Source organism: Nitrospirota bacterium (assembly GCA_040757595.1).
Lineage (GTDB): Bacteria > Nitrospirota > Nitrospiria > Nitrospirales > Nitrospiraceae > JBFLWP01.
On sequence record JBFLWP010000011.1, the window covers coordinates 15,411 to 40,167 of the forward strand.

At 66.6% G+C, this 24,757-nt stretch carries 28 protein-coding genes and 1 tRNA gene; 15 read left to right on the forward strand and 14 right to left on the reverse strand.

Going from position 1 to position 24,757, the window contains the following annotated elements:
* Window positions 1–24: 24 nt before the first annotated feature.
* From alr to AB1411_11120, 13 genes are all read right to left on the reverse strand, one after another.
* Complete coding sequence (gene alr, locus AB1411_11060) at window positions 25–1,167, reverse strand: alanine racemase (protein MEW6544138.1); 1,143 nt, start codon at window positions 1,165–1,167, stop codon at window positions 25–27.
* Between the two features lie 8 nt (window positions 1,168–1,175).
* The gene (frr, locus tag AB1411_11065; GenBank protein MEW6544139.1) at window positions 1,176–1,733 is read right to left on the reverse strand and encodes a ribosome recycling factor; all 558 of its coding nucleotides are present in this window, start codon (window positions 1,731–1,733) and stop codon (window positions 1,176–1,178) included.
* Window positions 1,734–1,757: 24 nt separating this feature from the next.
* Window positions 1,758–2,483, reverse strand: a complete 726-nt coding sequence (gene pyrH / locus AB1411_11070; protein MEW6544140.1) for a UMP kinase — start codon at window positions 2,481–2,483, stop codon at window positions 1,758–1,760.
* Entirely contained in the window at window positions 2,480–3,076 is a 597-nt protein-coding gene (gene tsf / locus AB1411_11075; GenBank protein MEW6544141.1) for a translation elongation factor Ts, read from the reverse strand. The genes pyrH and tsf overlap by 4 nt, the downstream gene beginning before the upstream one ends.
* A gap of 69 nt (window positions 3,077–3,145) precedes the next feature.
* A complete protein-coding gene (rpsB, locus tag AB1411_11080) occupies window positions 3,146–3,931 on the reverse strand; it encodes a 30S ribosomal protein S2 (GenBank protein ID MEW6544142.1) in 786 nt (261 codons plus the stop codon).
* A gap of 254 nt (window positions 3,932–4,185) precedes the next feature.
* Window positions 4,186–5,406 carry a bifunctional glutamate N-acetyltransferase/amino-acid acetyltransferase ArgJ gene (gene argJ / locus AB1411_11085; protein ID MEW6544143.1) on the reverse strand — a complete coding sequence of 407 codons (1,221 nt, stop codon included), beginning with the start codon at window positions 5,404–5,406 and terminating at the stop codon, window positions 4,186–4,188.
* Between the two features lie 55 nt (window positions 5,407–5,461).
* Window positions 5,462–6,562, reverse strand: a complete 1,101-nt coding sequence (gene argC / locus AB1411_11090) for an N-acetyl-gamma-glutamyl-phosphate reductase (protein MEW6544144.1) — start codon at window positions 6,560–6,562, stop codon at window positions 5,462–5,464.
* 75 nt (window positions 6,563–6,637) lie between these two features.
* Complete coding sequence (gene rpsI, locus AB1411_11095; GenBank protein MEW6544145.1) at window positions 6,638–7,030, reverse strand: 30S ribosomal protein S9; 393 nt, start codon at window positions 7,028–7,030, stop codon at window positions 6,638–6,640.
* A 25-nt stretch (window positions 7,031–7,055) separates the two neighbouring features.
* Window positions 7,056–7,484 (reverse strand): 50S ribosomal protein L13, encoded by a 429-nt coding sequence (gene rplM, locus AB1411_11100; protein MEW6544146.1) that lies wholly within the window; start codon window positions 7,482–7,484, stop codon window positions 7,056–7,058.
* 34 nt (window positions 7,485–7,518) lie between these two features.
* Window positions 7,519–8,001, reverse strand: coding sequence for a bifunctional nuclease family protein (locus AB1411_11105; GenBank protein MEW6544147.1), 483 nt, complete (start codon window positions 7,999–8,001; stop codon window positions 7,519–7,521).
* 166 nt (window positions 8,002–8,167) lie between these two features.
* Entirely contained in the window at window positions 8,168–8,611 is a 444-nt protein-coding gene (locus tag AB1411_11110) for a bifunctional nuclease family protein (protein MEW6544148.1), read from the reverse strand.
* A 128-nt stretch (window positions 8,612–8,739) separates the two neighbouring features.
* A complete protein-coding gene (locus AB1411_11115; protein MEW6544149.1) occupies window positions 8,740–9,474 on the reverse strand; it encodes an SDR family oxidoreductase in 735 nt (244 codons plus the stop codon).
* Between the two features lie 104 nt (window positions 9,475–9,578).
* A complete protein-coding gene (locus tag AB1411_11120; protein ID MEW6544150.1) occupies window positions 9,579–9,857 on the reverse strand; it encodes a Fe(2+)-trafficking protein in 279 nt (92 codons plus the stop codon).
* Window positions 9,858–9,994: 137 nt separating this feature from the next.
* On the opposite strand from AB1411_11120, the gene AB1411_11125 reads away from it, so the two are divergent.
* The 3 genes from AB1411_11125 to AB1411_11135 all read left to right on the forward strand — a co-directional run bounded on the left by AB1411_11125 (window position 9,995) and on the right by AB1411_11135 (window position 11,403).
* Window positions 9,995–10,081 (forward strand) — tRNA-Leu (locus tag AB1411_11125).
* Between the two features lie 164 nt (window positions 10,082–10,245).
* The gene (locus AB1411_11130) at window positions 10,246–10,992 is read left to right on the forward strand and encodes a hypothetical protein (GenBank protein MEW6544151.1); all 747 of its coding nucleotides are present in this window, start codon (window positions 10,246–10,248) and stop codon (window positions 10,990–10,992) included.
* A gap of 126 nt (window positions 10,993–11,118) precedes the next feature.
* On the forward strand, window positions 11,119–11,403 hold the full coding sequence (locus AB1411_11135; protein ID MEW6544152.1) for a sulfurtransferase TusA family protein: 285 nt from the start codon (window positions 11,119–11,121) through the stop codon (window positions 11,401–11,403).
* On the opposite strand, the gene rsmI is transcribed toward AB1411_11135, so the two are convergent.
* Entirely contained in the window at window positions 11,381–12,118 is a 738-nt protein-coding gene (gene rsmI / locus AB1411_11140; protein MEW6544153.1) for a 16S rRNA (cytidine(1402)-2'-O)-methyltransferase, read from the reverse strand. The genes AB1411_11135 and rsmI overlap by 23 nt on opposite strands.
* A gap of 219 nt (window positions 12,119–12,337) precedes the next feature.
* On the opposite strand from rsmI, the gene ccsA reads away from it, so the two are divergent.
* From ccsA to folP, 12 genes are all read left to right on the forward strand, one after another.
* Window positions 12,338–13,141, forward strand: coding sequence for a cytochrome c biogenesis protein CcsA (gene ccsA / locus AB1411_11145; GenBank protein MEW6544154.1), 804 nt, complete (start codon window positions 12,338–12,340; stop codon window positions 13,139–13,141).
* Between the two features lie 9 nt (window positions 13,142–13,150).
* On the forward strand, window positions 13,151–14,566 hold the full coding sequence (gene hemA / locus AB1411_11150; GenBank protein MEW6544155.1) for a glutamyl-tRNA reductase: 1,416 nt from the start codon (window positions 13,151–13,153) through the stop codon (window positions 14,564–14,566).
* On the forward strand, window positions 14,563–14,865 hold the full coding sequence (locus AB1411_11155) for a hypothetical protein (protein ID MEW6544156.1): 303 nt from the start codon (window positions 14,563–14,565) through the stop codon (window positions 14,863–14,865). The genes hemA and AB1411_11155 overlap by 4 nt, the downstream gene beginning before the upstream one ends.
* A 14-nt stretch (window positions 14,866–14,879) precedes the next feature.
* Entirely contained in the window at window positions 14,880–15,818 is a 939-nt protein-coding gene (hemC, locus tag AB1411_11160) for a hydroxymethylbilane synthase (protein MEW6544157.1), read from the forward strand.
* Between the two features lie 4 nt (window positions 15,819–15,822).
* Entirely contained in the window at window positions 15,823–17,376 is a 1,554-nt protein-coding gene (gene cobA, locus AB1411_11165) for a uroporphyrinogen-III C-methyltransferase (GenBank protein MEW6544158.1), read from the forward strand.
* Between the two features lie 78 nt (window positions 17,377–17,454).
* Entirely contained in the window at window positions 17,455–17,847 is a 393-nt protein-coding gene (locus AB1411_11170) for a CBS domain-containing protein (GenBank protein MEW6544159.1), read from the forward strand.
* A gap of 75 nt (window positions 17,848–17,922) precedes the next feature.
* The gene (hemB, locus tag AB1411_11175; GenBank protein MEW6544160.1) at window positions 17,923–18,897 is read left to right on the forward strand and encodes a porphobilinogen synthase; all 975 of its coding nucleotides are present in this window, start codon (window positions 17,923–17,925) and stop codon (window positions 18,895–18,897) included.
* Window positions 18,898–18,900: 3 nt separating this feature from the next.
* Window positions 18,901–19,848: a bifunctional riboflavin kinase/FAD synthetase gene (locus AB1411_11180; protein MEW6544161.1), complete on the forward strand. Its 948-nt coding sequence runs from the start codon at window positions 18,901–18,903 to the stop codon at window positions 19,846–19,848.
* Window positions 19,849–19,908: 60 nt separating this feature from the next.
* Window positions 19,909–21,324: a tRNA lysidine(34) synthetase TilS gene (gene tilS / locus AB1411_11185; GenBank protein ID MEW6544162.1), complete on the forward strand. Its 1,416-nt coding sequence runs from the start codon at window positions 19,909–19,911 to the stop codon at window positions 21,322–21,324.
* Window positions 21,325–21,326: 2 nt separating this feature from the next.
* On the forward strand, window positions 21,327–21,872 hold the full coding sequence (gene hpt, locus AB1411_11190; protein ID MEW6544163.1) for a hypoxanthine phosphoribosyltransferase: 546 nt from the start codon (window positions 21,327–21,329) through the stop codon (window positions 21,870–21,872).
* 88 nt (window positions 21,873–21,960) lie between these two features.
* Complete coding sequence (ftsH, locus tag AB1411_11195; protein ID MEW6544164.1) at window positions 21,961–23,775, forward strand: ATP-dependent zinc metalloprotease FtsH; 1,815 nt, start codon at window positions 21,961–21,963, stop codon at window positions 23,773–23,775.
* 175 nt (window positions 23,776–23,950) lie between these two features.
* A complete protein-coding gene (folP, locus tag AB1411_11200; protein MEW6544165.1) occupies window positions 23,951–24,754 on the forward strand; it encodes a dihydropteroate synthase in 804 nt (267 codons plus the stop codon).
* Window positions 24,755–24,757 lie beyond the last annotated feature (3 nt).

A 24,757-nucleotide genomic window follows, 5' to 3' on the forward strand; every position in this document is an offset into this window, starting at 1 on the left:
GACAAATTGGCGGGCGAGTGCGTCTCACCGGTAAACCCGCGTGACGCGGGTGCCGATCGCGCAGAGCACTTCGTAGGGGATGGTGCCGCGCCAGGCGGCCACGTCGGCGGCCGAGACCTCCGCCGTCCCCTGCCGGCCGATCAGGACGGCTTCGTCACCGGGTCGGACCGAAGGGATCTGCGTCACGTCCACCGTGGTCATGTCCATGCAGATGCGGCCGGCGACGGGGGCGGGGGCGCCGTGGATCAGGACGTGCCCCTGCTCCGACAGGGCCCGGCTGTACCCGTCCGCGTAGCCGATCGGGAGGACGGCGATGCGCGTGGGCCGCCTGGCGACGTAAGCGCGGTTGTACCCGACGCTCTCGCCCTCGGCCAGGGAGCGGACCTGCACGACCCGAGTGACGAGCGAGAGGACCGGCTTGAGGCTCGGCGCCCGGCCGGTAATCGTACCGGTCAGGTAGCCGTAGAGCATGATGCCGGGCCGGACGAGGTTGAACCGGGCCTCCGGGTAGCTGATGAGTCCGGCGCTGTTCGCCGCGTGGACCAGCGGAACCGACAGGCCGGCCGCAAGGAGTTGACTGAGCAGGGACCGGAAGCGGTCAATCTGGCGCCTGGTGTAAGCCGGTTCCGGACCGTCCGCGTCGGCCAGGTGGGTCATGAGCCCCTCGACCCGCAACGGGCCCTTGAAGAAAGGGGACTGGAGCAGGGCCGGCACCTGCTCCGGCTGGATGCCCAGACGGCCCATGCCCGTGTCCACCTTCACGTGGACCGGATAGGGCTCGAGTCTGGACCGAGCTTCCTTCACCAGCGCGTCGGCGACGTCCGGACTGTACAGGACCGGCGTGAGCCGGTGGGGAAAGAGCTGCGGGAACTGATGCGGCAGCAGCGCGCCCATCACGAGGATCGTGCCCTCGATCCCGGCGTCCCGGAGCGCGGCCCCTTCCTGAACGGTCGCGACGCCGAAACGGGTGACGCCCAGTTTGGCCAGGGTTCTGGAAACGGGCACGGCCCCGTGTCCGTAGGCGTCGGCCTTGACCACGGCGAGCACGTCGCAGCCGGCCGGCAGGTACCGGCGCACCTGGCCGAGGTTGTGGGCGAGGGCGGACAGGTCAATGACGGCGCTGGTCGGAGAGTGAGGGGGCGGGGAGGGGATGTCGGGCAAGGCCACGCGGGCTCCTAGATTTCGAGGATCTCCTCCTCCTTCTTCTTGAGGATCTGGTCTACGTGCTGGACGAACTGGTCGGTCAGCTTCTGGATCTCGGCCTCCGACTTCCGCAGGTCGTCTTCGGAGATCTTATGGTCCTTGTGCATGTGCTTGAGCTCGTCGTTCGCGTCCCGGCGGGCGTTCCGGATGTGGATCTTGGTGTCTTCCCCGTGCTTCTTGCACAGCTTGATCAAGTCCTTGCGCCGCTCCTCGGTCAGGGGCGGGATGGGGAGCCGGATCAGCTTCCCGTCGTTGGACGGCGTCAGGCCGAGCCCGGAGGCCTGGATCGCCTTCTCGATCTCCCGGATCAGGGCCGGCTCCCAGGGCTGGACCGTGATCAGCTTGGGGTCGGGCACCGACAGGTTCGCGACCTGCTTGAGCGGGGTCTGGGTCCCGTAGTAATCCACCTTGATCCCGTCCAGCAGGGCCAGCGAGGCCCGGCCGGTCCTGAGGCTCCCGAGCTCGCGCTTGAGATGCTCGATCGCGGCTTCCATCCGTTGCTGGACCTTCTGTTTTGTCGCGCCTGGCATGGCCCGCTCCTTCCGGGTTGACCCTTACCGGCTCGTGGCGGTCACGAGGGTGCCGATCCGGTCCCCGCAGACCACCCGCGACAGGTTGCCCCGCTCCTTCAGGTTGAAGACGATCAGGGGCAGGTTGTTGTCCATGCAGAGGGTGATCGCGGTCGAGTCCATGACTTTGAGGTTCTGGTTGATGATCGAGAGGAAGGGGAGCTCGGAGAACTTCTTGGCCTCGGGGTGGGTCACGGGGTCCGCTTCGTAGACCCCGTCCACCTTCGTGCCCTTCATGATCACGTCCGCGCCGATCTCCATGGCCCGGAGGACCGCGGCCGTGTCCGTGGAAAAGTAGGGGTTGCCGGTCCCGGCGGCGAAGATCACGACCCGCTTTTTCTCCAGGTGCCGGATCGCCCGGCGGCGGATGTAACCCTCCGCCAACTGCCGCATCTCGATCGCGGACTGGACGCGGGTCATGACGCCCTTCCGCTCCAGCGCGTTCTGGAGGGCGAGGGCGTTCAGCACCGTGGCCAGCATGCCCATGTAGTCGGCGGAGGCCCGCTCCATCCCGCTGGCGGTCGCCGCGATCCCGCGGAAGATGTTGCCGCCCCCGATGACGATGGCGATTTCCACGTCCATCAGGACGACCGCGCGAACCTCGTCCGCGAGGCTCTCCAGCACCGACGGCTGGATGCCGTAGCCCTGATCGCCGGCCAGGATCTCCCCGCTGATCTTGAGGACGATCCGCCGGTACTTGGGGACGTTCATTCGAGCCCCAATTGGTAGCGGGTGAACCGCCGGATCGAGATGTTCTCGCCGATCTTGGCGATCTTCTGCGCGAGCAGATCCTTGATCGTGAGGGTCGGGTCCTTGATGAAGACCTGCTCGAGGAGGCAGCTCTCCTGATAGAACTTCTCGAGCTTGCCCTCCACGATCTTGCCCCAGGCCGGCTCCGGCTTGCCCATCTCCTTGGCCTGCGCGAGGTAGATCTGCTTCTCCTTCTCGACCACGCTGGCCGGGATGTCCTCCCGCTTGACGTGCGAGGGGCTGGAGGCGGCGATCTGCAGGGCGACGTCCTTGACGAAGGCCTGGAACTCCTCGTTCCTGGCCACGAAGTCGGTCTCGCAGTTGACTTCCACGAGCACCCCGATGCGGCTGCCCGGGTGGATGTAGGCGGCGACGAGTCCCTCGTTGGTCTCCCGGCCGGCCTTCTTCTGGGCGGCGGCCAGTCCCTTCTGCCGGAGGTGCTCGATGGCCTTTTCGATGTCGTTGCCCGATTCCGCCAACGCCTTCTGGCAATCCAGGATGCCGGCGCCGGTCTTTTCGCGAAGCTCCTTCACGAGGACGGTGTTGGCTGCCATGCTGCGTGCGTGCTCCTCTCCGTTTGGGTTCAGGTCGTGGTGGTCCGGTGATGATCCCGCCGTGGCGCCTCAGGACGCCGGGGCGCTCTCCGCGCCCACCGTGACCGGCTGGGGAGCACGCATCTCGGCCGCGGGGATGGCCTCGGGCTTCCCCGCCTCGTCGCGCTGGGCGCGCAGGTGGGCGCCCTCGATGCAGGCGTCGGCGACGCGGGAGGCGATGAGCTTGATCGACCGGATGGCGTCGTCGTTGCCCGGGATCGGGTAGGCGATGCCGTCGGGATCGCAGTTGGTGTCCACGATCGCGACCACCGGGATGCTCAGCCGGTTGGCCTCCTGGACCGCGATGCGCTCCACGCGGGTGTCCAGCACGAAGACGCAGGCGGGCAGCGTGACCATGTTCTTGATGCCGCTGAGGTACTTCTCCAGCTTCTGCCGCTCCTTCTCCATCTGGCTGAGTTCCTTCTTCGTCAGCCGGTGTTGCGTGCCTTCCGCCAGCGTCGCCTCGAACTTCTTCAGCTTCTCGATGCTGCGCCGGATGGTCTGGAAGTTGGTCAGCATCCCCCCGAGCCAGCGCTTGTTGACGAAGAACATGTTGCTGCGCTTGGCCTCTTCCTCGAGGATGTCGACCGCCTGCCGTTTGGTCCCGACGAAGAGCACGGATTCTCCGGCCGCCACGGTGTCCCGAACGAAGGCGTAGGCCGTCTCGAATCGTTGCACAGTCTGCTGCAGGTCTATGATGTAAATGCCGTTCCGCTCGCCGAAAATGAACTTCTTCATCTTCGGATTCCAGCGGTTGGTCTGGTGGCCGAAGTGGACCCCGGCCTCCAGCAGTTCCTTGATCGTGATCGCGCTCATGCCTTCACCTCCTTCCTCATGCTTGCGGAGCACCCGCCTTGGCTCACACGGTCGATCTTCGAGCGCGACGGGCGAGAGGTCTTGCTCCCCTTATTCCCAAGCTGAGCAGCGTGCGTACACGCCAATGCGGATTTGGGTCAACGAGCCCCAGTTTTTCCCCGTTCGCCGCCCCCGGCTCGTGAGAGTCGGCGAACCACACAAAGGGTCAGAAAACTAACACGATTCTCGGTTCATTGCAAGCCGCCAGGTCCCGCTCAGGAGCGGTACGAGGCGTTGATCTTGACGTACTCGTACGAGAGATCCGTCGTCCACAGGCGCGCCGTCGCGGCGCCCCGGCCGAGGTCGATCGCGATCGTGAATTCCTTGCGCCGGATCACCCGCTCGATCCGCCGCTCCGCCGCCTGGCCGAGCCCGACCCCCTGCTTGACGATCGGGACGCCGGCGAACGCCAGGGCGATCCGGTCCGGATCGATCGGCGCGCCGGACCGGCCGACCGCGGCCATGATCCGGCCCCAGTTCGCGTCCTCCCCGAAGAGCGCCGTCTTGACCAGGCTGGAGGTGGCGACCGTCCGGGCCACCTGCTTGGCCTCCGCTTCGCGCTTGGCCCCGGTGACCAGGATCTCCACGACCTTGGTCACCCCTTCGCCGTCCCGGACCACTTGGAGCGCGAGCGAAAGGCAGGCCTCGTCCAGCAGGCGCTGGAACTCGGCGAACCCCGGCGAGCCCTCGCGCAGCGTCCCGTTGCCGGCCAGGCCGTTGGCCAGGCAGAGGACCGTGTCGTTCGTGCTCGTGTCGCCGTCCACGGAGATGCAGTTGAAGGACCGGGCGACGGAGCGTCGCAAGGCGCGTTGCAACGCCGGCTGGGCGACGGCCGCGTCGGTCGTCAGGTACGCGAGCATCGTGGCCATGTCCGGGTGGATCATGCCGGAGCCCTTGGCCATGCCGCCGACGGTGACCGTGCGGCCGGCGATGCTGGCCTGCAGCGCGATCTCCTTGGGCTTGAGGTCTGTCGTGAGGATGGCGCGGGCCGCCGCGCTCCCGCCGCCACGGCTGAGCCGCCGCACCAGGAGCGGGACGCCCCGGCGGATGCGTGCCATCGGGAGGGGCTGGCCGATGACGCCGGTCGAACCGACGAACACGGTGCGCGGGTCCGCCTCGATCCGCACGGCGACGAGACGCGCCATCTCCTCGGCGTCGGCCAGCCCCCTGGCGCCGGTGCAGGCGTTGGCGTTCCCGCTGTTGACGAGGATGGCGCGGCCGACCCCGCGCTTGAGGCGCAGCCGGTCCGCGATCACCGGCGCGGCCGCGACGCGGTTCGTCGTGAAGACGCCGGCGATCGGTCCCGCCTCCTGCGAGACGATGAGGGCCAGGTCCGGGATCGGCGGCTTCTTGATGCCGGCGTGGATGCCGGCCGCCAGGAAGCCAAGCGGAGCGGTGACGCCCCCGCCGGTCTTCTTGAAGCCGGACCGGGTCATGCCGGGCGGGACGGGCGGAGCCTCGGATCGGCAGGCCCGAGCGTTGCGGATGGGTTCACGGATAGACTCCGGGGGCGGTGAGGCCGGTCTCTTCGGGAAAACCCAGCATCAGGTTCATCGCCTGGATGGCTTGGCCGGCCGCTCCCTTGACCAGGTTGTCCAGCGCGGCCACCGTAACGACCCAGTTGCTGCGGGGATCGACGAACACCGACAGGTCGCAGAAGTTCGACCCCCGCACGTGCCGCGGATTGGCCGACGCGTCACCGTCCTGCAGTCGGACGAATCGCTCGCCCTTGTAGAAGTCCCGGTAGAGGGCCCGCAGCCGGTCCCGGTCCATGGGCTCACGCAGCCGGCTGTAGGCGGTGCTGAGAATGCCGCGGTTCATGGGAACCAGGTGGGGCGTGAAGGCCACCCGGATCGGTGCGTGACGTTCCTTCCCGTGGGCGGATCGCCCGCGCGCAGCCTTGGCGGCGAGCCGGTTCAACTCCTGCTCGATCTCCGGGATGTGCCGGTGCAGACCGATCTTGTAGGCTTCGAGGGCCTCGTGGGCCTCGGGAAAATGGTAGGGGAGCGAGGGGCTGCGGCCGGCGCCAGAGACGCCCGATTTCGCGTCGATGACGAGCGTGTCCGGCCGGATCAGCCCGTTGGCCGCGAGCGGGGCCAATTGGAGGACGGCGGCCGTCGGGTAGCAGCCTGGCGAGGCCACCAGCTTGGCGGTCCGGATCTCCTCCCGATGCAGCTCGGGCAGGCCGTACACGGCCTCCTTCAGCAGATCCCGGCTGGTGTGGGGGGTCTGATACCAGGTTTCATACTCGGCCGGGTCTTTCAGGCGATAGTCGGCGCTGAGGTCCACCACCAGCTTGCCTGCATTCAGGCACGCAGCGGCCGGAGCCAGAGACTTGGTGTGGGGCAGGGCGAGGAACACCAAGTCGGCTCGCGCCGCGATGGCCTCCGGGGCCAGCGCCTCGAAGGACAGGGGCAGGACTGAGGCCAGGGACGGGAAGACGGAGGAAACCGGGCTGCCGGCGGACTTCTCCGAGGTGACCACCGTGATCGTCACGCGTGGGTGGCCGACGAGCAGGCGCAGGAGTTCCCCGCCCGTGTAGCCACTGGCCCCCGCCACCGCCACCTTGACCGGCTCCGTCCGTTTCGCCATCCGGTTCACCTTCGGACATAAAAAAGGGAAGGCCGGAGGCCTTCCCTTTTCGCGTTCGTGGAACAGCCCCGCGCCTTAGCGCTTCGAATACTGGAAGCGTTTCCTCGCGCCCTTCTGTCCGTACTTCTTCCGCTCCTTCACGCGGGAGTCCCGCGTCAGGAATCCCTCCTTCTTGAGCGGCTCCCTGAGAGAGGGGGTCAGGGCCACCAGCGCCCTGGCGATGGCGTGCCGGAGCGCGCCGGCCTGGCCGGTCGCCCCGCCGCCGCAGAGCGTCGCGCTCACGTCGTACTTGCCCGCGAGGCCGGTCACGTCGAACGGGGACTGCACCAGGGTTCTCAGAGACGGCCGCGGGAAGTAGTTCTCGAAGGAACGGTCGTTGATGGTGATCTCGCCGCTGCCCGGAGAAAGCCACGCCCGGGCGATGGCGTATTTGCGCTTGCCGGTTGCGTACTGAGTCGCGACTGCCATGCTGGTCTGCCTCCTTCTCTCACGCTCACAGGGTCAGGGGTTCCGGACGCTGGGCTTGATGCGGGTGGTCCGATCCCGCGTAGACTTTCAGCTTTCTGGCCATCTGCTTGCCCAGCGGGGTCTTGGGCAGCATCCCCTTGATCGCCCGCTCCACCAGTTCGGTCGGCTTCTTGGCGTGGAGGTGCTCGGCGGTGACGGACTTGAGGCCGCCCGGATACCCCGTATGGTGGGTGTAGGTCTTGGTCTTGAACTTGGGGCCCGTCAGGGTGATCTTGCTGGCGTTGATCACCACGACGTGGTCGCCCGTGTCCACGTGCGGCGTGAAGATCGGCTTGTGCTTGCCGCGCAGCAGGAGCGCCACGCGCGCAGCCAGCCGGCCCAGGGTCTTGCCGTCCGCGTCCACGAGGTACCACTTTCTGACGATGTCGGTCGGTTTCGCGAGATACGTGCTCATCGGTCGAATGCCTACCTTTCTCCGTTCCCGTTGATCAGGCTTCGTGCTGTTCCGAGTTTTTGGCTTCAAACTTGTCCAGCCACGCGTCCAGGTTTCCCCCGCCCCGCTGCTTCAGGACTTCCCGGGTCGCGAAAATGGGGCTGCGCATCCGCAGCGCCAGCGCGATCGCGTCGCTGGGCCGGGCGTCAACGGCCCGCTCCACCCCGCGGGCGTCGAGGTACAGGGTCGCGAAGTACGTGTTGCTCTTGACGTCGGTCACGACCGCCCGGGTGACCTTGATGTTCAGATGGCCGGCAACGCTGCGCATGAGGTCGTGGCTCATGGGCCGCTGGGGCTCGTTCCCGTCCAGAGCGAACTTGATCGCGGTGCCCTCCGCGGCTCCCACCCAGATCGGCAGAATCTCGGCGTTCTGCTCGTCCCGCAGGATGACGATCTGCGTGTCCGTGTTGGGGTCCGGCACGACGCCGTGCACTTTCAACTGGACCAGGCCGGCGTGGGCCATTTGATCTTCACCCATGCACTCGCTCCGCCTCGAAGTTCGCTTCGGACGATCCCCGCTCCCGTGCTCGACTCCGGAGGGCGGGGAACGTGGGGACGGGACCTGTCAACGGGAAGAGCTACAGGATTGCAGTTTCGACCCACCCTCGGTCTGCGGACCGGCCCGGCCGCCGCGGCCGGCTGCGTCACGCGTCATACTTGCCGAAGTCTTCCGGCTTGAGGTTCTCCAGCCACTGTCCCAGTTCTTCCGACGCCTGCTTCCGGATCACTTCCTCCTTGGCGAAGATCGGGGCGTTGGCCCGCAGCGCCAGCGCGATCGCGTCGCTGGGCCGGGAATCGATCGCGAACTCCGAATCCTCGCACATGAGGTGGATGCGCGCGTAATAGGTGTTGTCCTTCAAGTCCGTGACCACGACGCTGATCACCTTCGCGTCCACGGTGTCGAGCAGCGCCTTCATCAGGTCGTGGGTCATCGGCCGTGGAGGCGCGACGTTCTCCAGGGCGAAGCTGATCGCGCTCGCCTCCGATTTGCCGACCCAGATCGGCAGCATGTCGTTGGTTTCTTCGTCGCGGAGCAGCACGATGAACGCGTTGTTGTAGGGGTCGAACATCAGACCCCGTACTTTCATCTGCGTGAGCATGGAACCCGTCTCTCGCGCCTGCCTCGCAACGGTTTTCACCAGCGTTGACGAGCCAATCTACCATTGATCTTCGCGGGTTGTCAACGAAACCGGAGCCGCGTCCGACGCGCCGGAGCCTACGGAAGATTGGTGCGATCGAAGGCTTGGCCGGAGATCGCCGGAGAGGCCAGGCAGGCCAGGCGCAGCAGCGCGGCGGCGGGCACCGACGGGTCCTGCAGTCGCGCCGGCTCCTCCTCGGGGTAGGCCTCTGCGCGCATCGCGGTGCGGGTCCCGCCAGGGTTGAAGGTCATCGCGACGACTCCGAACGGCGCCAGCTCTTCGGCCAGCACCTGGGTGAGGCCTTCGACCCCGAATTTCGCGACTGCGTAGGCGCCCCAGTTCGCCCGGCCCTTCCGGCCGACCGAAGAGGAGAGCGAGATGATGCAGCCGCTCCGCTGCCGCGCCATGATCCTGGCCGCCTCCCGGCACAGGTAGAAGGTGCCGCTGAGGTTGGTGCGGAGCACGGTCGCCCAGCCCCGGAGCGGGTAGTTGGCGACCGGCATGCGGGGCCCCAGGACGCCCGCGTTGTTGATCAGAAAATCCAGGCGACCGTGACGCCGCACCGTGAACCGGACGAGGGCCCGCGCCTGGCTGGCCGAGCCGATGTCGGCGACGCGGCCGGCCGCGTCGCCGCCGAACCGCCTGATGGCGGAGACCGTTGCGTCGAGCTCCCGTCTGGTCCTGGAGCAGAGCACCACGCGGGCGCCCTCTCTCGCAAACAGCTCGACCGTGGCCCGTCCGATGCCGCGGCCGGCCCCGGTGACGAGCGCGACCTTGCCGGCCAGGCGGGCGCTGCCCGCCTGTCGGCTCACGGCCGGGCGAGGCCGGGACGGTCTGGCTGGCGAAGAGGTGACGGGCGGTTGGGCGGGACGGCGAGACAAGGCGAAGGCGATGATGGGGAGGACGACGCGACGGGTTACTGGACGGGCCTGTAGTTCTCCTGCACCTTCGTCGTGTCCACCGCTTCTCCGAGCTTCAGGAAAGACCGCATGTGCTTCTTGACCAGCTCGCGGCCGTTCTCGTCGCCCAGGTTGATCTGGTATTCGTTGATCACCATGACCCGCATATTTTCCCATTCTTTCCAGCAGGGCCTGCACACCTTGGCTTTGATCTCCGCCTCGAGCTTGCCCATGAAGATCGGGTCGGTGATGGCCTCCGCTGTCTTTCCGCACTTCACGCACTGGATTGTGGCCATTGACGGTGCCCTCCCGCTCTGATACGCATCAGGATGAAAACTGGCGCATTGTAGCACCGGCTTTTGCAGAAAGGGAAGGGGGTTATGACCCGTTGACGCTCCCTGAGGATCGTGCTAGTAAGGGGGCGCGGTCGCTGGCCCGGATGGCGGAACTGGCAGACGCGCCAGACTCAAAATCTGGTTCTCGCAAGAGAGTGGGAGTTCGATTCTCCCTCCGGGCACCAACAGGCGGTCTAACCCGGCCAGGGACCTCCGGGAAATGGTCTTGACAGGGTCGGGGCAATTGGCCTATAGTTCGGCCTGTTCACGTCGAATATCGGCACTCGTTCAGGAGCTACCACGGTTTCGTCGTTCATTATCCATACTCTCACTCACAAGGAGGCAGCACATGCGTAAGGCATTTTTGTTCGGAGCAGTGATCCTGCTTGCGGGCTCCCTCGGTGTGGCGGTGGCCCAGGAGCGTCTGCCCCAGAACTCCGGGTTCGGAACCGGCGTCGGCGAGAGCTCCAGCGTCGGCTCGCGCTCCCAGATTTGGGACAAGAACGCGCTGTTGGAGCGGCTGTCGCAGCCTGAGACGGTCTATGGCCGCGTGCTCGCCATTGACCTCCCCGGCAAGAAGCTGCACCTCGAGACCGGCGGCAGTTCGCACGATGAAGGGCGGACGGGAACCGGTGCGCTGTCGTCGCTTACGCTCTATCTGGATTCGGAATCCAACATGGACCAGCTCCGGGTGGTCAATGCCGGCGACGACGTGACCCTCCAGGTCCGCGAGGAGACGACCCAGTCCCAGCCCTACGGGACCGGGCGGAAGCTGGTGCGTGAGATCACCGTGCTGCGCGGCAACGAGAAGCTGGCCGGCTTCGGCGGTCTCGGCCAGCGGCCGAACCCGACGACCGAGCGTGGGATCGAGACCAACTCCGGCGGGGTGACCGGCGGGACCTATGGCGCGCTCCTGCCTGGCGAAGTGAACCAGGCTCTGGGCTTCACCAGCACGATCGGCGAGGTCACCGGCGCGGCTCCTTGCTGGAACTGCGATCCGCAGCCGGGATGGGGCGACAACGGCAAGGGGAACCGGTCGGACTACGGTTCTTCCGAGAAGCCGTCCCTGGTGAAGGGAATGGGAGGGACGAAGTAAGTCCCTTCTTCAAGCCCCTCTTTACATCGATTCAGCAACGCGGTGGCGGCTTCGGCCGCCACCGTCGTTTCTGGCCCCATCCGCCTTCCTTGCACGCTCCCGTCTCGGTCTGTTAGAGTCCTGCCCGTGGAAACGAAACTCAACAGGTCCGCCCCTCCCCGCGAGTCCGGGGAGCTGCAGCCGGATGCGGAATTGGATCTGCGGGGCGTGATCTGTCCCTACAATTTCGTCAAGACGAAGCTCAGGCTGGAGACGATGGAGCCGGGGCAAATCCTGGCCGTGATCCTGGACGACGGGGATCCGATCCGGAACGTGCCCAGGAGCGTCAGCGACGACGGTCACACCGTGCTCCGACAGGAGCCGTTCGCCAGCGCCTTCCGTGTCATGATCAGGAAACGGACCGGCGCTTGACCGCCCGCCTCGCCCGCCGGGCCGGCTTGGTCTTTCGAGCCGGCCGCTTCCCTTCGACGACGATCGTGACCTCACCCGTGAAGGGCCGGTCGGTCGCCTGCGCCAGCAGGTCCTGGGCCGTGCCCCGCAGGAACGTCTCGTGCGGGGTCGTCAGATCCTTCGCGAGCGCGAGCCGGCGGGGTCCGAAAAGGGCGCGGACCGCCTCGAGCGTCCCCCGCAGCCGGTCCGCAGATTCGAACAACACGAGCGTGCGAGGCTCCCCGCGGAGCGAGCGCAGCAGCCTGCGTCTGGCCGAGCGGGATTTCGGCATGGCTGCGTGGAACAGGAAGGCGTCGCAGGGGAGTCCGGAGGCGGAGAGGGCGGCCAGGAGCGCGGAGGGACCGGGGATGGGAACCACGCGGATGCCGGCGTCGAGCGCGAGCCCGACCAGGAAGGAGCCGGGATCGGCCACCAGGGGCGTGCCCGCGTCCGAAACCAGGGCCACGCTCCGGCCCTCTCGCAGCGAAGCGATCAGGACCGGGGCCTTCGTTTCCTTGTTGAGGTTGTGATAGCTGGTGACCGACGCCTCGATACCGTACCGATCCAGCAGCAATCTGGTCTGCTGCGGATCCTCGGCGGCGATGATGGCCGCCTCCCTCAGGACCCGCAAGGCCCGGAGCGTCACGTCTTCCACGTTGCCGATGGGGGTGCTGACGAGATAAAGGGTGCCGGCCATGCCGCAGAAAGACGTTCACCGGTGCAGAAGCCAGGTGCGGTCGGCATCCTACTGCCAAGGGCAGGGAAAGTCCAACCGGCTGGGCCTCTGAAGCCCGGGGGACGGACCGTGCGCGCCTTCGGAACCCCTTGGAATTCCTTGACGCCCTCGATTTCTTCTCGCTATAATTCCGCACTTCGGCGATTTTTTTCCGTTGGAAAGTTGCGAGGATAGGAGCGCATGCCGGCCCTGTTCTTCCTGACCACGATCGTCCTCTACCTGGCGGGAACCGCCTTCTTCCTCGCGTACCTGTTGCGCCGGTCGGAAGCCCTGTCCAAAGTCTCGCTGGGCGTGACCGGGGTCGGGTTCGTCTCGCACACGTTCGCGCTGCTCGCGCGGATGATGGAGCGCGGGCACGTCCCGCTCTCCAGTTTCCACGAGGCCATGTCGTTCTTCTCCTGGGCGCTGGTGCTCGTTTTCCTGCTCGTCGAGTTTCGCCACCGCATCCACGTCCTGGGGTCTTTCATCCTCCCGCTCGCCTCGATTTCGCTGTTGTCCGCCGCAGCCCTGCCCCAGGAGGTCCCGACCCTGCAGCCCATGCTGAGCACGGTCTGGGTCCACGTGACGCTCAGCATGCTGGGCACGGTCGGTTTCGCGGTCGCGTTCGTGGCCGGCATCATGTACCTGATTCAGGACGGGTTGCTGAAGTCGAAGCGGTTCAACGTGCTGTACGCCAAACTGCCGCCCCTGGACTTTCTGGATCGCTTGAACCAGCAATCCATCGTGATGGGGTTCCCGCTCTTGACGCTGGGGATCATCACCGGCGCGATCTCCGCGGAGTTTGCCCGGGGATCCTACCTCAATTGGAATCCCGAGCAGCTGTGGGCGCTGGTGACCTGGGTGTTTTATTTCGTGGTGCTGCTGGGACGGCTGACGGTGGGCTGGCGTGCCAAGCGGGCCGCCTATCTGACCATCATCGGGTTCGCCGGAGTGGTCCTGACCTTCATCGGCGTGGTGCTCAAGGGCCACGGGCCGGTGGTTTGACGCCTAGTTATGAACATCATCGCGGTCGGGCTCAGCCACAAGACGGCACCGGTCGAGGTGCGCGAGATGCTGGCCGTCCCGGAGAGCCGGCTGGGTGAAGCCCTGCACCGGCTCTGCGGCTATGCCGGCATCGAAGAGGGGCTCGTGCTCTCCACCTGCAATCGGGTCGAGGTGTACGCGGTGGTGGAGGACGTCGAGACCGGGTACGCGCGCGTGCTGGAGTTCCTGGCGGACACCCACCTGTCCCTCTCCTCCGAGCAGTTGACGCCGCACCTCTACTGGCACACGGACGACCGGGCGGTCCGGCACCTGTTCCGGGTCGCGTCGAGCCTGGACTCGATGATCGTCGGGGAGCCCCAGATTCTGGGCCAGCTCAAGGACGCCTTCGAGGCCGCGCTGACCCACAAAGCCAGCGGCGTCATCCTGAACAAGCTGGTGAAGAAGGCCATCTCGGTTGCCAAGCGGGTCCGTACCGAGACCAAGATCGCCGAGGCGGCCGTGTCGGTCAGCTACGCGGCGGTCGAACTGGCCAAGAAGATTTTCTCGAATCTCGGCGAGAAGACCGTGCTGCTGGTGGGTGCGGGAGAGATGGCCAAGCTGGCGGCCCGGCGCCTGGTCAGTCACGGCGTCCGGCGCGTGATGATCACGACGCGCAACCCGCACAGCGCCCTCGATCTGGCCAAGCGGTTCGACGGGGTGTCGATCCCGTTCGAGGAGTTCCGGCGGGAGATGGCGGAGGCGGACATCGTCCTCTGCTCGACCGGCGCGTCCCAGTACCTGATCCGGGCCGAGGACGTCCAGCAGGCCGTGCGCCGGCGGATGAACCGGCCGATCTTCCTGATCGACATCTCGGTGCCGCGCAACATCGAGCCGTCGGTCAAGGACATCGACAACGCCTTTCTGTTCGACATCGATGACTTGGAGCTGCACGTCGAGCAGAACCGGGAGGAACGGCGGCGGGAGGCCGGGAAGGCCGAGCGGATGATCGAGGAAGAAGTCGACGTGATGCTCCAGTGGCTCAAGTCTCTAGAGGTCACCCCGACGATCGTGGCCCTGCGCAAGCGGGCGGAGGAGATCAAGCAGGCGGAGGTCGAGAAGGCCATGGGGCGCCTGACGGGTCTGTCGCCGCAGGAGCGGACCACCGTCGAGAGCCTGGCGTCGGCTATCGTGAACAAGCTGCTGCACGGCTCGCTGGTGACCCTAAAGGCGGAAGCCCAATCCGACAACAGGGCCCTCTTCATAGAGGCGGCCAAACGGTTCTTTAATCTGGACCAGGCCCCGTCGTCCAGGGGCGCGGAGGACGTCGCGGCTTCCGATCTGTCCGTGGATTCCGGCCGGGCCGCCGATCCGGTCCCGCTGTCCGACTATTCTGCCGGCGAGTCGGAACCGGAGCAAAAAACTTCCCGCCGCGCAGGTGGACCGTGAAGGGTCCGAAATATTTTACCTGTCCCAAGTGCCGGCACCGGTACCTGGGCCATGATCCGGTTCCCGACTGTCCCCAGTGCGGATACGACTACCGGGAGCAGGAGGGGTTCCGCTGGGACGTGCTGGTGTACCTGCTGGTCATCATCAGCCTGGTGAGCTTCACGTTGGTGGCCTCCTACTACCGCGGGGTGATCGGCGGGCCGCCGCGCCCGGCGGCTTCGGCGCAGGACGGCGGGGAGAAGCTGCCCGGATCGGGCCCCGCCCCGTTTCAAAGCCCCTATCACGAGCGGGGACGCTGACAGCCGTGGCCGCCGTGACGACGAGACGCTCTTCGCTGGTGATCGGCACCAGGGGCAGCCGCTTGGCCCTGTGGCAGGCGGAGTGGATCCAGGCGCAGCTCAAGACCCTGGCTCCCGACCTGGCGGTGACGTTGCGGACGATCAAGACCTCCGGAGACAATATCCTGGACGTGCCGCTGGCCAAGATCGGCGGCAAGGGGTTGTTCGTCAAGGAGATCGAGGAGGCGCTCCTGCGTGAAGAGATCGACCTGGCGGTGCACAGCATGAAGGACGTGCCGACCCAGCTCCCCGAAGGCCTCGCGATCGTGTGCGTGCCGGCTCGCGAGGACCCGCGCGACGCGCTGATCGGACGGAACGGGCTGCCGCTCGCCGGCCTGCCGGAGGGGGCGCGGGTGGGGACCAGCAGCCTGCGGCGGCAGGCGCAACTACTGCATCACCGGCCGGATCTGACCATTCAGATGCTCCGGGGCAACCTGGACACGAGGCTGCGCAAGCTGGGGGAGGGAGAGTACGACGGCATCATCCTGGCCGCGGCCGGCCTCCGGCGCATGGGCTGGCTCGACCAGGTCACCGACTATTTGCCCTTCGACATCTGCCTCCCGGCGATCGGCCAGGGGGCCCTGGGCCTGGAGGCTCGGAGCGGCGACCCGTTCGTGGGCGAGCTGGTCGGTCGGCTGGAGCACGGACCGACCCGCACGGCCGTCACGGCCGAGCGGGCCCTGCTGGAGCGGCTGGAGGGAGGCTGCCAGGTGCCCATCGCCGCCCATGCGACGGTGGACGGTGGGACGCTGGTTCTGGACGGGCTCATTGCCAGCGTGGACGGCAAACGGGTGATCCGGGACCAGGTGCGGGGCGTGGTCTCAGAAGCCCGGAGCCTGGGACTCGGGCTGGGGGAGCGGCTGCTGGCCAGCGGGGGCGATCGAATCTTGAACGAGATCTACGGCAGGGCGTGAACGTATGACGAGGGCATCGGGAAAGGTCTATCTGGTCGGCGCCGGCCCCGGCGATCCGAAACTGCTGACCCTGCGCGGGCGCGAGTGTCTCGAGCAGGCGGACGTGGTGCTCTACGACTATCTCGCAAACCCGGCGCTGCTGGACTACGCACCGGCGCAGGCGGAGCGGATCTACGTCGGCCGGCGCGGGCGTGGACGGTATCAGGATCAGCGGGACATCAACCGGCTCATGATCGAGAAGGCCGGGCAGGGGAAGGTCGTCGTCCGTCTCAAGGGTGGGGACCCGTTCGTGTTCGGGCGGGGCGGGGAGGAGGCCGAGGCCGTGGCGGCGGCGGGAGTCCCCTTCGAGGTCGTCCCCGGAGTCACGTCGGCGGTGGCGGCGCCGGCCTATGCGGGCATTCCGGTCACGCATCGGACGCTGGCCTCCACCGTCACCTTCGTGACTGGGCACGAAGACCCGGCCAAGGGAGAGGAGACGCTGGAATGGCCCAGGTTGGCCTCATCGCGGGGGACCCTGGTTTTTTTGATGGGGATGAAGAATCTGCCGGCGATCGTGGAGCGGCTTCTGGCGGAGGGACGACCGGGGGGGACGCCGGTGGCCTTGATCCGGTGGGGAACCAGAACCGGCCAGCGAACAGTCGTCGGGACCCTGCACGACATCGTCGGGAGGGCCAGGGCCGCGGCGCTGGAGCCGCCGACCGTGATCGTCGTGGGGGAGGTGGTCCGGCTCCGCGAGCAGTTGAACTGGTTCGAGACGCGGCCGCTGTTCGGCAAAAGGGTGCTGGTCACGCGGGCGAGGGAGCAGGCGGGGGAACTCTCCGACCTGCTGCGCGCCTATGGAGCGGAGCCGGTGGAATGTCCGACCATCCAGATCGTCCCGCCGGAGGACTGGCGCGAGCTGGACCGGGCCGTCGAGGAACTGGCCGACTATCACTGGCTCGTCTTCACGAGCGTCAATGGCATCAAACCGTTCATGGACCGGCTGCACGAGCTCGGCCGGGACGCCCGTGCCCTGGCGGGGTTGAAGCTCTGCTGCATCGGTCCCCGGACGGCCCAGGAACTGGCCCGATACGGGCTGCGGACCGATCTGGTGCCGGCGGAGTTCCAGGCCGAGGGGCTGATCCAGGCGCTCGCGGCGGCCGGGGTCGCCGGCCGGCGGGTCCTGATTCCGCGCGCGGCCGTGGCGCGCGAAATCCTGCCGGAGCAACTGAAGGCCGCCGGGGCGGAGGTGCGCGTGGTGACCGCCTATCGAACGGTCCTGCCGACGGTGGACGTTGCGCGGGTCAAAGATCTGCTGAACCGGCAGGAGCTGCACGTGCTGACCTTCGCCAGCTCCTCGACCGTGCGCAACTTCTGCCGGTTGTTCGACGGGCGCGGGGAGATCAAAAAGCTGACGGCCCAGTCCGTGGTGGCCTGCATCGGGCCGGTCACGGCCGGGACCGCCGAGGAGGAAGGATTGACGGTCGCGGTCACGGGGGCGGAGAGCACGATTCCCGCCCTGGTCGAGGCCGTCGTCCGGCATTGTTCCCGGCAGGGGGAGGCGGTCCGCGTCGGCTGAGCGGTCGTCAGACGTATGCAGATGCGCAGGAGCGGCAAGCGACGTCATCGAACTGTTGATTGCTGAACGGAGGAGAGCATGGTTCCAGTGAAATCGTTCATGGTGCCGGCGGAGAAGTTCGTGAAGGTCGATCGGGATACGGACGTGAAGAAGGCGGCCCAGATCATGCGCGACCGGGACATCGGCAGCCTGTTCGTCACGCGCAACGACGCGATCATCGGAATCCTGACGGACACGGACATGGTCCGGCGGGCGGTGGCCGCCGGCGTGGACACGACCAAGACGACGGTGGAGCAGATCATGTCGGCGCCGATCGTGACGATCGAGGAGAACAAGACGCTGCTGGACGCCAACGACCTGATGGCGCGCGAGCATCTGCGGCACCTGGGCGTCACGAAAGACGGAAAGCTGGTGGGGATGATCTCGGTTCGGGACTTGGTGGTCTTTTTGACGAATTTGCCCAGAAAGTAGGCGTGGGGCGAGAGACGAGGGGCCGCTCTGACCACTGGCCTCTTGCCCCTTGCCCCGCGCCACCTGAGAGAACGCATGGCCTTTCCCCGACACAGGCTCCGCCGGTTGCGGCAGAGCGAGCCCCTGAGGCGGATGGTCCGCGAGACGAAGCTCTCGCGAGCGGACCTGATCTACCCGCTCTTCGTCGCCGAAGGGCGGGACCGGCGGCAGGAGATCGGCTCCATGCCGGGCCAGTTCCGCCTGTCCACGGACCTCCTGGTCAAGGAGGCGGCGGAGGTCAAGCTGCTGGGCATCCCGGCCGTGATCCTGTTCGGCGTCCCGGACCGGAAGGACGAGCGGGGAACCGCGGCCTACGATCCCGACGGGGTGGTCCAGCGGGCGGTGCGGGCTTTGAAAGACCAGGTGCCGGGGCTCGTGGTCGTCACGGACGTCTGCATCGACGAGTACACGACGCACGGCCACTGCGGCCTCGTGCAGGACGGCAAGATTCTCAACGACGCGACACTCGACTGTCTGCGGGCCATGGCGTGCACCCATGCGGAGGCGGGAGCCGACATGGTCGCCCCGTCCGACATGATGGACGGGCGGGTGGGGGCCATCCGCGACGAGCTGGACCAGGCCGGGTTCACCGACCTGCCGATCATGGCCTATTCCGCCAAGTTCGCGTCCTGTTTCTACGCGCCGTTCCGGGAAGCGGCCGACTCGAGCCCGAAGTTCGGGGATCGCCAGTCCTATCAAATGGACCCGGCCAATCTGCGGGAGGCGCTGCGCGAGATCGAGCTGGACGTGGAGGAGGGGGCGGACATCGTCATGGTCAAGCCGGCCCTGCCGTTCCTCGACGTCATCGCGGCGGCCCGGGCCCGCACGACCTGCCCGATCGCGGCCTATCAGGTCAGCGGCGAGTACAGCATGATCAAGGCGGCCGCCCGCGCCGGGTGGCTGGACGAGGGCCGGGCGATGATGGAATCCCTGCTGTCGATCAAGCGGGCGGGGGCGGATCTGATCCTGACCTATTTCGCGAAAGAGGCGGCCCGGCTCCTCGATGAGTAGCGCATGAAGGTCACTCGCGGGCTCGCCGACCACAAGCGGGTTCCCTATCCGGTCCTGACCATCGGCAATTTCGACGGGCAGCATCGCGGGCACCGGGCGCTGCTCGAGGCCGTCGTGCGCACGGCCGCAGCGGCCGGCGGAACCCCGATGGCCCTCACGTTCGATCCGCATCCGGTCAGGGTGCTCGCCCCGGCCGTCGAACTCCGTCTCCTGACCACGGTGGAGGAGAAGCTGGCCCGGTTCCAAGAAGCCGGGATCGAAGAGGTGCTGTTCCTCGAGTTCACACAGGAACTGGCCGCCCTGGAACCGGACGAATTCGTCTCGCAAGTGCTCAAAGACGGAATCGGCGTGCGGGAGCTGTTCGTCGGGGAGCATTTCGCTTTCGGGCGCGGCCGGGTCGGACGGGCGGCCGACCTCGTCCGCCTCGGGGAACGGAACGGCTTCCGCGTCCACGCGGTGCCGCCCTTCCGGATCGACGGCGAAGTGGTGAGCTCGACCCGCATCCGCACGCTGATCCAGACCGGGGAGGTGCGGGCGGCCGCGGCACGCCTCGGGCGGTTCTACGAGCTGGAGGGGACGGTCGTAGAGGGAGCGCGACGGGGACAGAAGATGGGGTGGCCGACGGCCAACCTCCGGCTCCCGCCGGGCCGGGTGATTCCGGCCGACGGCGTCTATGCGACCGTGACGGTGTGGAACAGGCAGACCTTCGACTCGGTGTCTTATATCGGCACGAGGCCGACGTTCGGCGCAGGCGAGCGGCTGTTGGAAGCCTATCTGCTTGATCAACGGGTGGACCTGTACGGGCAGGGCATCCGCGTGCAGTTCGTCGAGCGTTTGCGTGGCGACCAGACCTTCCAAAACGCGGACGAGCTGTCGGCCCGGGTCGACCTCGACGTGGCCTTGGCCCGGGAGGCGCTGGGGGCCAGAGCCCGCTTGACGGCGGAAGGGTGAGAGAACCTTGTGAGCAGCTCCGTGGGCATGAAAACCGGTCTAGCCTCCTTGGAGCGTCGCGTGGCCGAGACGATCCGGACGAAGCGCCTGTTCGAGCCGGGCGCCCGGCTCCTCGTCGCCGTCTCCGGCGGCCCCGATTCGGTCGCGCTCCTGTCCATCCTGGTGAGCCTGGCTGAGTTCTGGGATCTCCGGCTCCAGGCCATCCACGTCAACCACGGCCTGCGGGGCGCGGAATCCGAGGAAGACGCTCGATTCGTCCAAACCCAGTGCGAGCGACTGAAGGTCCCCGTCCTCTGCGAGCGGATTCTGCTGAACCGGGCGAAGCGCCGTTCCCTTCAAGAACTGGCACGCGAAGCCCGATACGGAGCCATGGAACGGGCGGCAAGGGACTTGGCCGTCGATCGGATCGTCCTGGGGCACACGGCCGATGACCAGGCGGAGACCGTGCTGCTCTGGATGATCCGCGGCGCCGGCACCACGGGGCTGGCCGGAATTCCTCCGGTGCGGGACGGGCTATTCGTGCGTCCGCTCCTGGACGTCACCCGCGCCGAGATTCTCGCGTATCTTGGGGAACAAGGACTGGCCTTCAGGACCGACAGCAGCAACTTCAAGCCGGTCTATCTGCGGAACCGAGTCCGCCATGAACTGTTGCCGGTCCTGAAGCGGTTGAATCCGGCCATCGTCGAGGTCCTCACGAGGCAGGCCGAGATCCTGCGGGAGGAGGATCTCTGTCTGGAGCGGTGGGCGGCCGATTCTTCCAGACAGGTGAGCCGGCGAGAGGGCGCGGGGGTCACCCTCGATCGATCTTCCCTCCTCTCCTTGCCAGTGGCGCTGCAGCGTCGGATCGTGCGGGCCGTCATGCGCGAGGTCGGCGGAGCCAGGCGGGGGCCGAGCTTTTCTTCCGTCTCGGCGGTGCTCGATCGGATTGCGGCGGGACGATCCGGGAACCGCCTCATCCTGTCCGGGGTTCACGTCACGCGCGTCCATGACCGGATCCGGTTCGAACCGGCCGCACGCGAGGCGGAAACAATCCGGATTTCGGGGAAACCCGACGGGGGCGTGGTGCTGTCCCTGCCAGTCCCTTCCAGCCTTTGCTGGCCCCCGACCGGCCAGCGGGTCGCGGCATTCCTGCGGGATGCGGGAGAGCCGGAGCCGGGCGGAACAGGGGCCGGACCGGGGAGCAGAGCGCTGCTCGACGCGGATCGGCTCTCCCTGCCGCTGACGGTCAGATCGTGGATTCATGGCGACGCGTTTTGTCCTTCAGGGATGGGAGGAAAGAAGAAAAAGCTTCAGGATTACTTTACGGATATGAAGCTGTCCCGCCGCGACCGGGCGACGGTGCCCCTGATCACGGCGCCGGAGGGCATCCTGTGGGTGGGCGGCTACCGGGCGGATCACCGATTCCGCCTCACGCCCGGCACGAAGCGGGTGCTGGTTCTGGAGCTGGGGGGCTCATCAGGGGGAAGGAGCGAGTGACGATGGAGCGAATCTTCGGACGTCCGATCGTGACCCAGGAGGAGATGCGCGCGCGCATCAAGGAGCTCGGCCGGCAGATCACCGCCGACTATGCGGACAGGGACCTGATCCTGGTGGGGGTTCTCAAAGGGGCCTTCGCCTTCTATGCGGACCTGGCCCGGGCGATCCGGGTCCCGCTGCGGGTGGACTTTCTCGTGGTCACCAGCTACGCCGGGACGAAGCCGACGGGCAAGGTCAAGATGGTGACCGACCTGACGGAGGACATCGCGGGGAGGGATGTCCTGTTGGTGGAGGACATCGTGGATTCGGGCCTGACGGTCCAGTACCTGGTGAAGACCCTGTCCAAACGAAAGCCCAAGTCGATCAAGGTCTGCGCCCTCCTGAGCAAGCCGGCGCGGCGGCAGGTGGACGTGAAGGTGGACTATGTCGGGTTCCAGATCCCCAACAAGTACGTCGTCGGGTACGGGCTCGACTATCAACAGAAATACCGCAACCTCCCGTATTTGGCCGTGCTGGACACGGTGGACGACGAGGGACAGGGGTTCTGAACTTTATTGTCAGGCTCTCGATGTCTGTGTTAGAATTCAGCGGCTTATTCGATTTTCCCGACTTGGCGGGCGCTGAGGAGGCGTGCGGATGAATTCTCGGGCCAAGAATCTCCTGTTCTGGGTGGTGGTGGGATTGTTCATGATCCTGCTGTTCAACCTGTTCAGCGTGCCCACCCATACTCCCGAAGAGGAAGTCATCTTCAGCGAGTTCATGGCGCAGCTCGACAAGGGCGAGGTCACCAAGGTCACGATCAAGGCGAACCACATCAGCGCGATCCTCAAGGACGGCACCCGCATCCGCACCTACTCGGCCGACTATCCGGACATGGTGAAGGTCCTGCGGGAGCGGAACGTCCAGATCGAAGCCAAGCCGCCGGACGAGAATCCCTGGTACATCACGTTCCTGGTCACCTGGGGGCCCTTCATCCTGTTCCTGGGGCTCTGGTTCTTCCTGATGCGGCAGATGCAGATCGGGGGCAACAAGGCCCTCTCCTTCGGCAAGAGCCGTGCACGCATGCTGACCGAGGAGCGGAAGAAGGTCACCTTCTCCGACGTGGCCGGCATCGACGAGGCCAAGGAGGAAGTGGCCGAGATCATCGAATTCCTGAAGGACCCGCGCAAGTTCCAGAAGCTCGGCGGCCGGATTCCCAAGGGCGTCCTGATCGTCGGGCCTCCGGGGACCGGCAAAACCCTGTTGGCCAAGGCGATCGCGGGGGAGGCCGGCGTGCCGTTTTTCAGCATCAGCGGGTCGGACTTCGTGGAGATGTTCGTCGGGGTCGGAGCTTCGCGCGTCCGCGACCTCTTCGAGCAGGGGAAAAAGCACGCGCCCTGCATCATCTTCATCGACGAGATCGACGCCGTGGGGCGGCTGCGCGGGGCCGGGCTCGGCGGCGGCCACGACGAGCGGGAGCAGACGCTCAACCAGTTGCTGGTGGAGATGGACGGGTTCGACACGACCGAGGGCGTCATCTTGATCGCGGCGACCAACCGGCCTGACGTCCTGGATCCGGCGCTGCTCCGGCCGGGGCGGTTCGATCGCCAGATCGTGGTCAACCGTCCGGACTTGAGGGGCCGAACCGAGATCCTCAAGGTCCACACCAAAAAGGTGCCGATCGCGGAGAACGTGGAACTGGAGAAAATCGCGCGCGGCACGCCCGGCTTCTCCGGAGCAGACCTGGAGAACCTCGTGAACGAGGCGGCCCTCTGGGCGGCCCGGCAGAACAAGAAGGCCGTGGAACCGACGGACTTCGAAATGGCCAAGGACAAGGTGCTGATGGGCGCCGAGCGCAAGAGCATGGTCCTCAGCGACGAGGAGAAGCGGATCACGGCCTACCACGAGGCCGGCCATGCCTTGATGGCGAAGCTGCTACCCGGTACCGACCCGGTCCACAAGGTCACGATCATCCCGCGAGGCCGTGCCTTGGGCGTGACCATGCAGTTGCCGGTCGACGATCGCCACAACTACTCGAAGGAGTTCCTCTACAATACGCTGGCGATCCTGCTGGGCGGCCGGGTGGCCGAAGAGCTGGTCCTGAAGCACATCACGACCGGAGCGGGCAACGACATCGAGCGGGCCACCGACTTGGCCCGGAAGATGGTGTGCGAGTGGGGGATGAGCGAAAAGCTCGGTCCCCTGACCTTCGGCAAAAAGGAAGAGGAGATCTTCCTCGGGCGCGAGATCGCGACGCGGCGCGATTTCAGCGAGCAAGTCGCCATCGAGATCGACCACGAGGTCAAACGTCTGGTGACCGAGAACTACGACCGCACCACGCGCATGCTGACCGAGCACATGGCGACGCTCAAGGCCCTGGCGGAGGCCCTGCTCGAGAAGGAAGTGCTCGAGGGGCACGAGATCGATCAGATCATCCAGCAGACATCGGTCCCGCAAACCGTTCCAGCCTAGCCGGCGGCTCTGCGCGTGAGCCGGCGCCGACCAGAGAGCCCGTCTCGCGCGGTCCGGCCGGTGCCGGCCTCCACGGTCGGCGGTCGTCATGAGTGAGTCCACGATCTCTCCTTCCGCTTCCGGCCCTCGGTTCCGTGCCAGAGGGCGGTTCCTTCCGCTTGAATCCCCCCTGATCATGGGAATTCTGAACGTGACGCCGGACTCGTTCTCCGACGGGGGCCTGTACCAGGACCCAGCCGCGGCGGTCGAGCGGGCCTGCGCCATGGTCGAGGAGGGGGCCGACCTAGTCGACATCGGAGCCGAGTCCTCCAGGCCAGGATCCGATCCGATCGGGGAAGACGAAGAGATCCGTCGTCTCCTCCCGGTCGTCAGGGAGGTCTGTCGCCGGATTTCGGTGCCGGTCTCGATCGATACGACCAAATCCCGCGTGGCCCAACTGGCGCTCGACGCGGGGGTGTCCATCATCAACGACATCAGCGCGCTCCGGTTCGATCCTCGGATGGGGCCGGTCGTGGCCGAGTCGGGAGCGGGGCTCGTGCTCATGCACATGCAGGGGACGCCCAAAACGATGCAGCGGGCGCCGGAGTATGCGGATGTGGTTGGAGAGGTCCGCACGTTCCTCCTCGATCGAACGAAGGCTGCTCAGCAGGCCGGCGTCGAGCCGGAGCAAATCCTGCTTGACCCGGGAATCGGATTTGGCAAAAATCGGGAGCACAATCTCGCGCTGTTGGCGAGACTCGACGACCTCGTGTCCGTCGGTCGCCCGATTCTCGTCGGAGTTTCCCGCAAGGCTTTCATCGGGCAGGTGCTGAACCGTCCGATCGAAGAGCGACTGATGGGGACGGCGGCGGCGGCGGCGGTGGCAATCGTGCGCGGAGCGAAAGTCGTGCGAGTGCACGACGTCCGGCAGATGCGGGACGTGGTCACGATGGTGGAGGCCATACGAGCCGTCAGCCACCAGCTTCCGGCGCTCAACTGAACG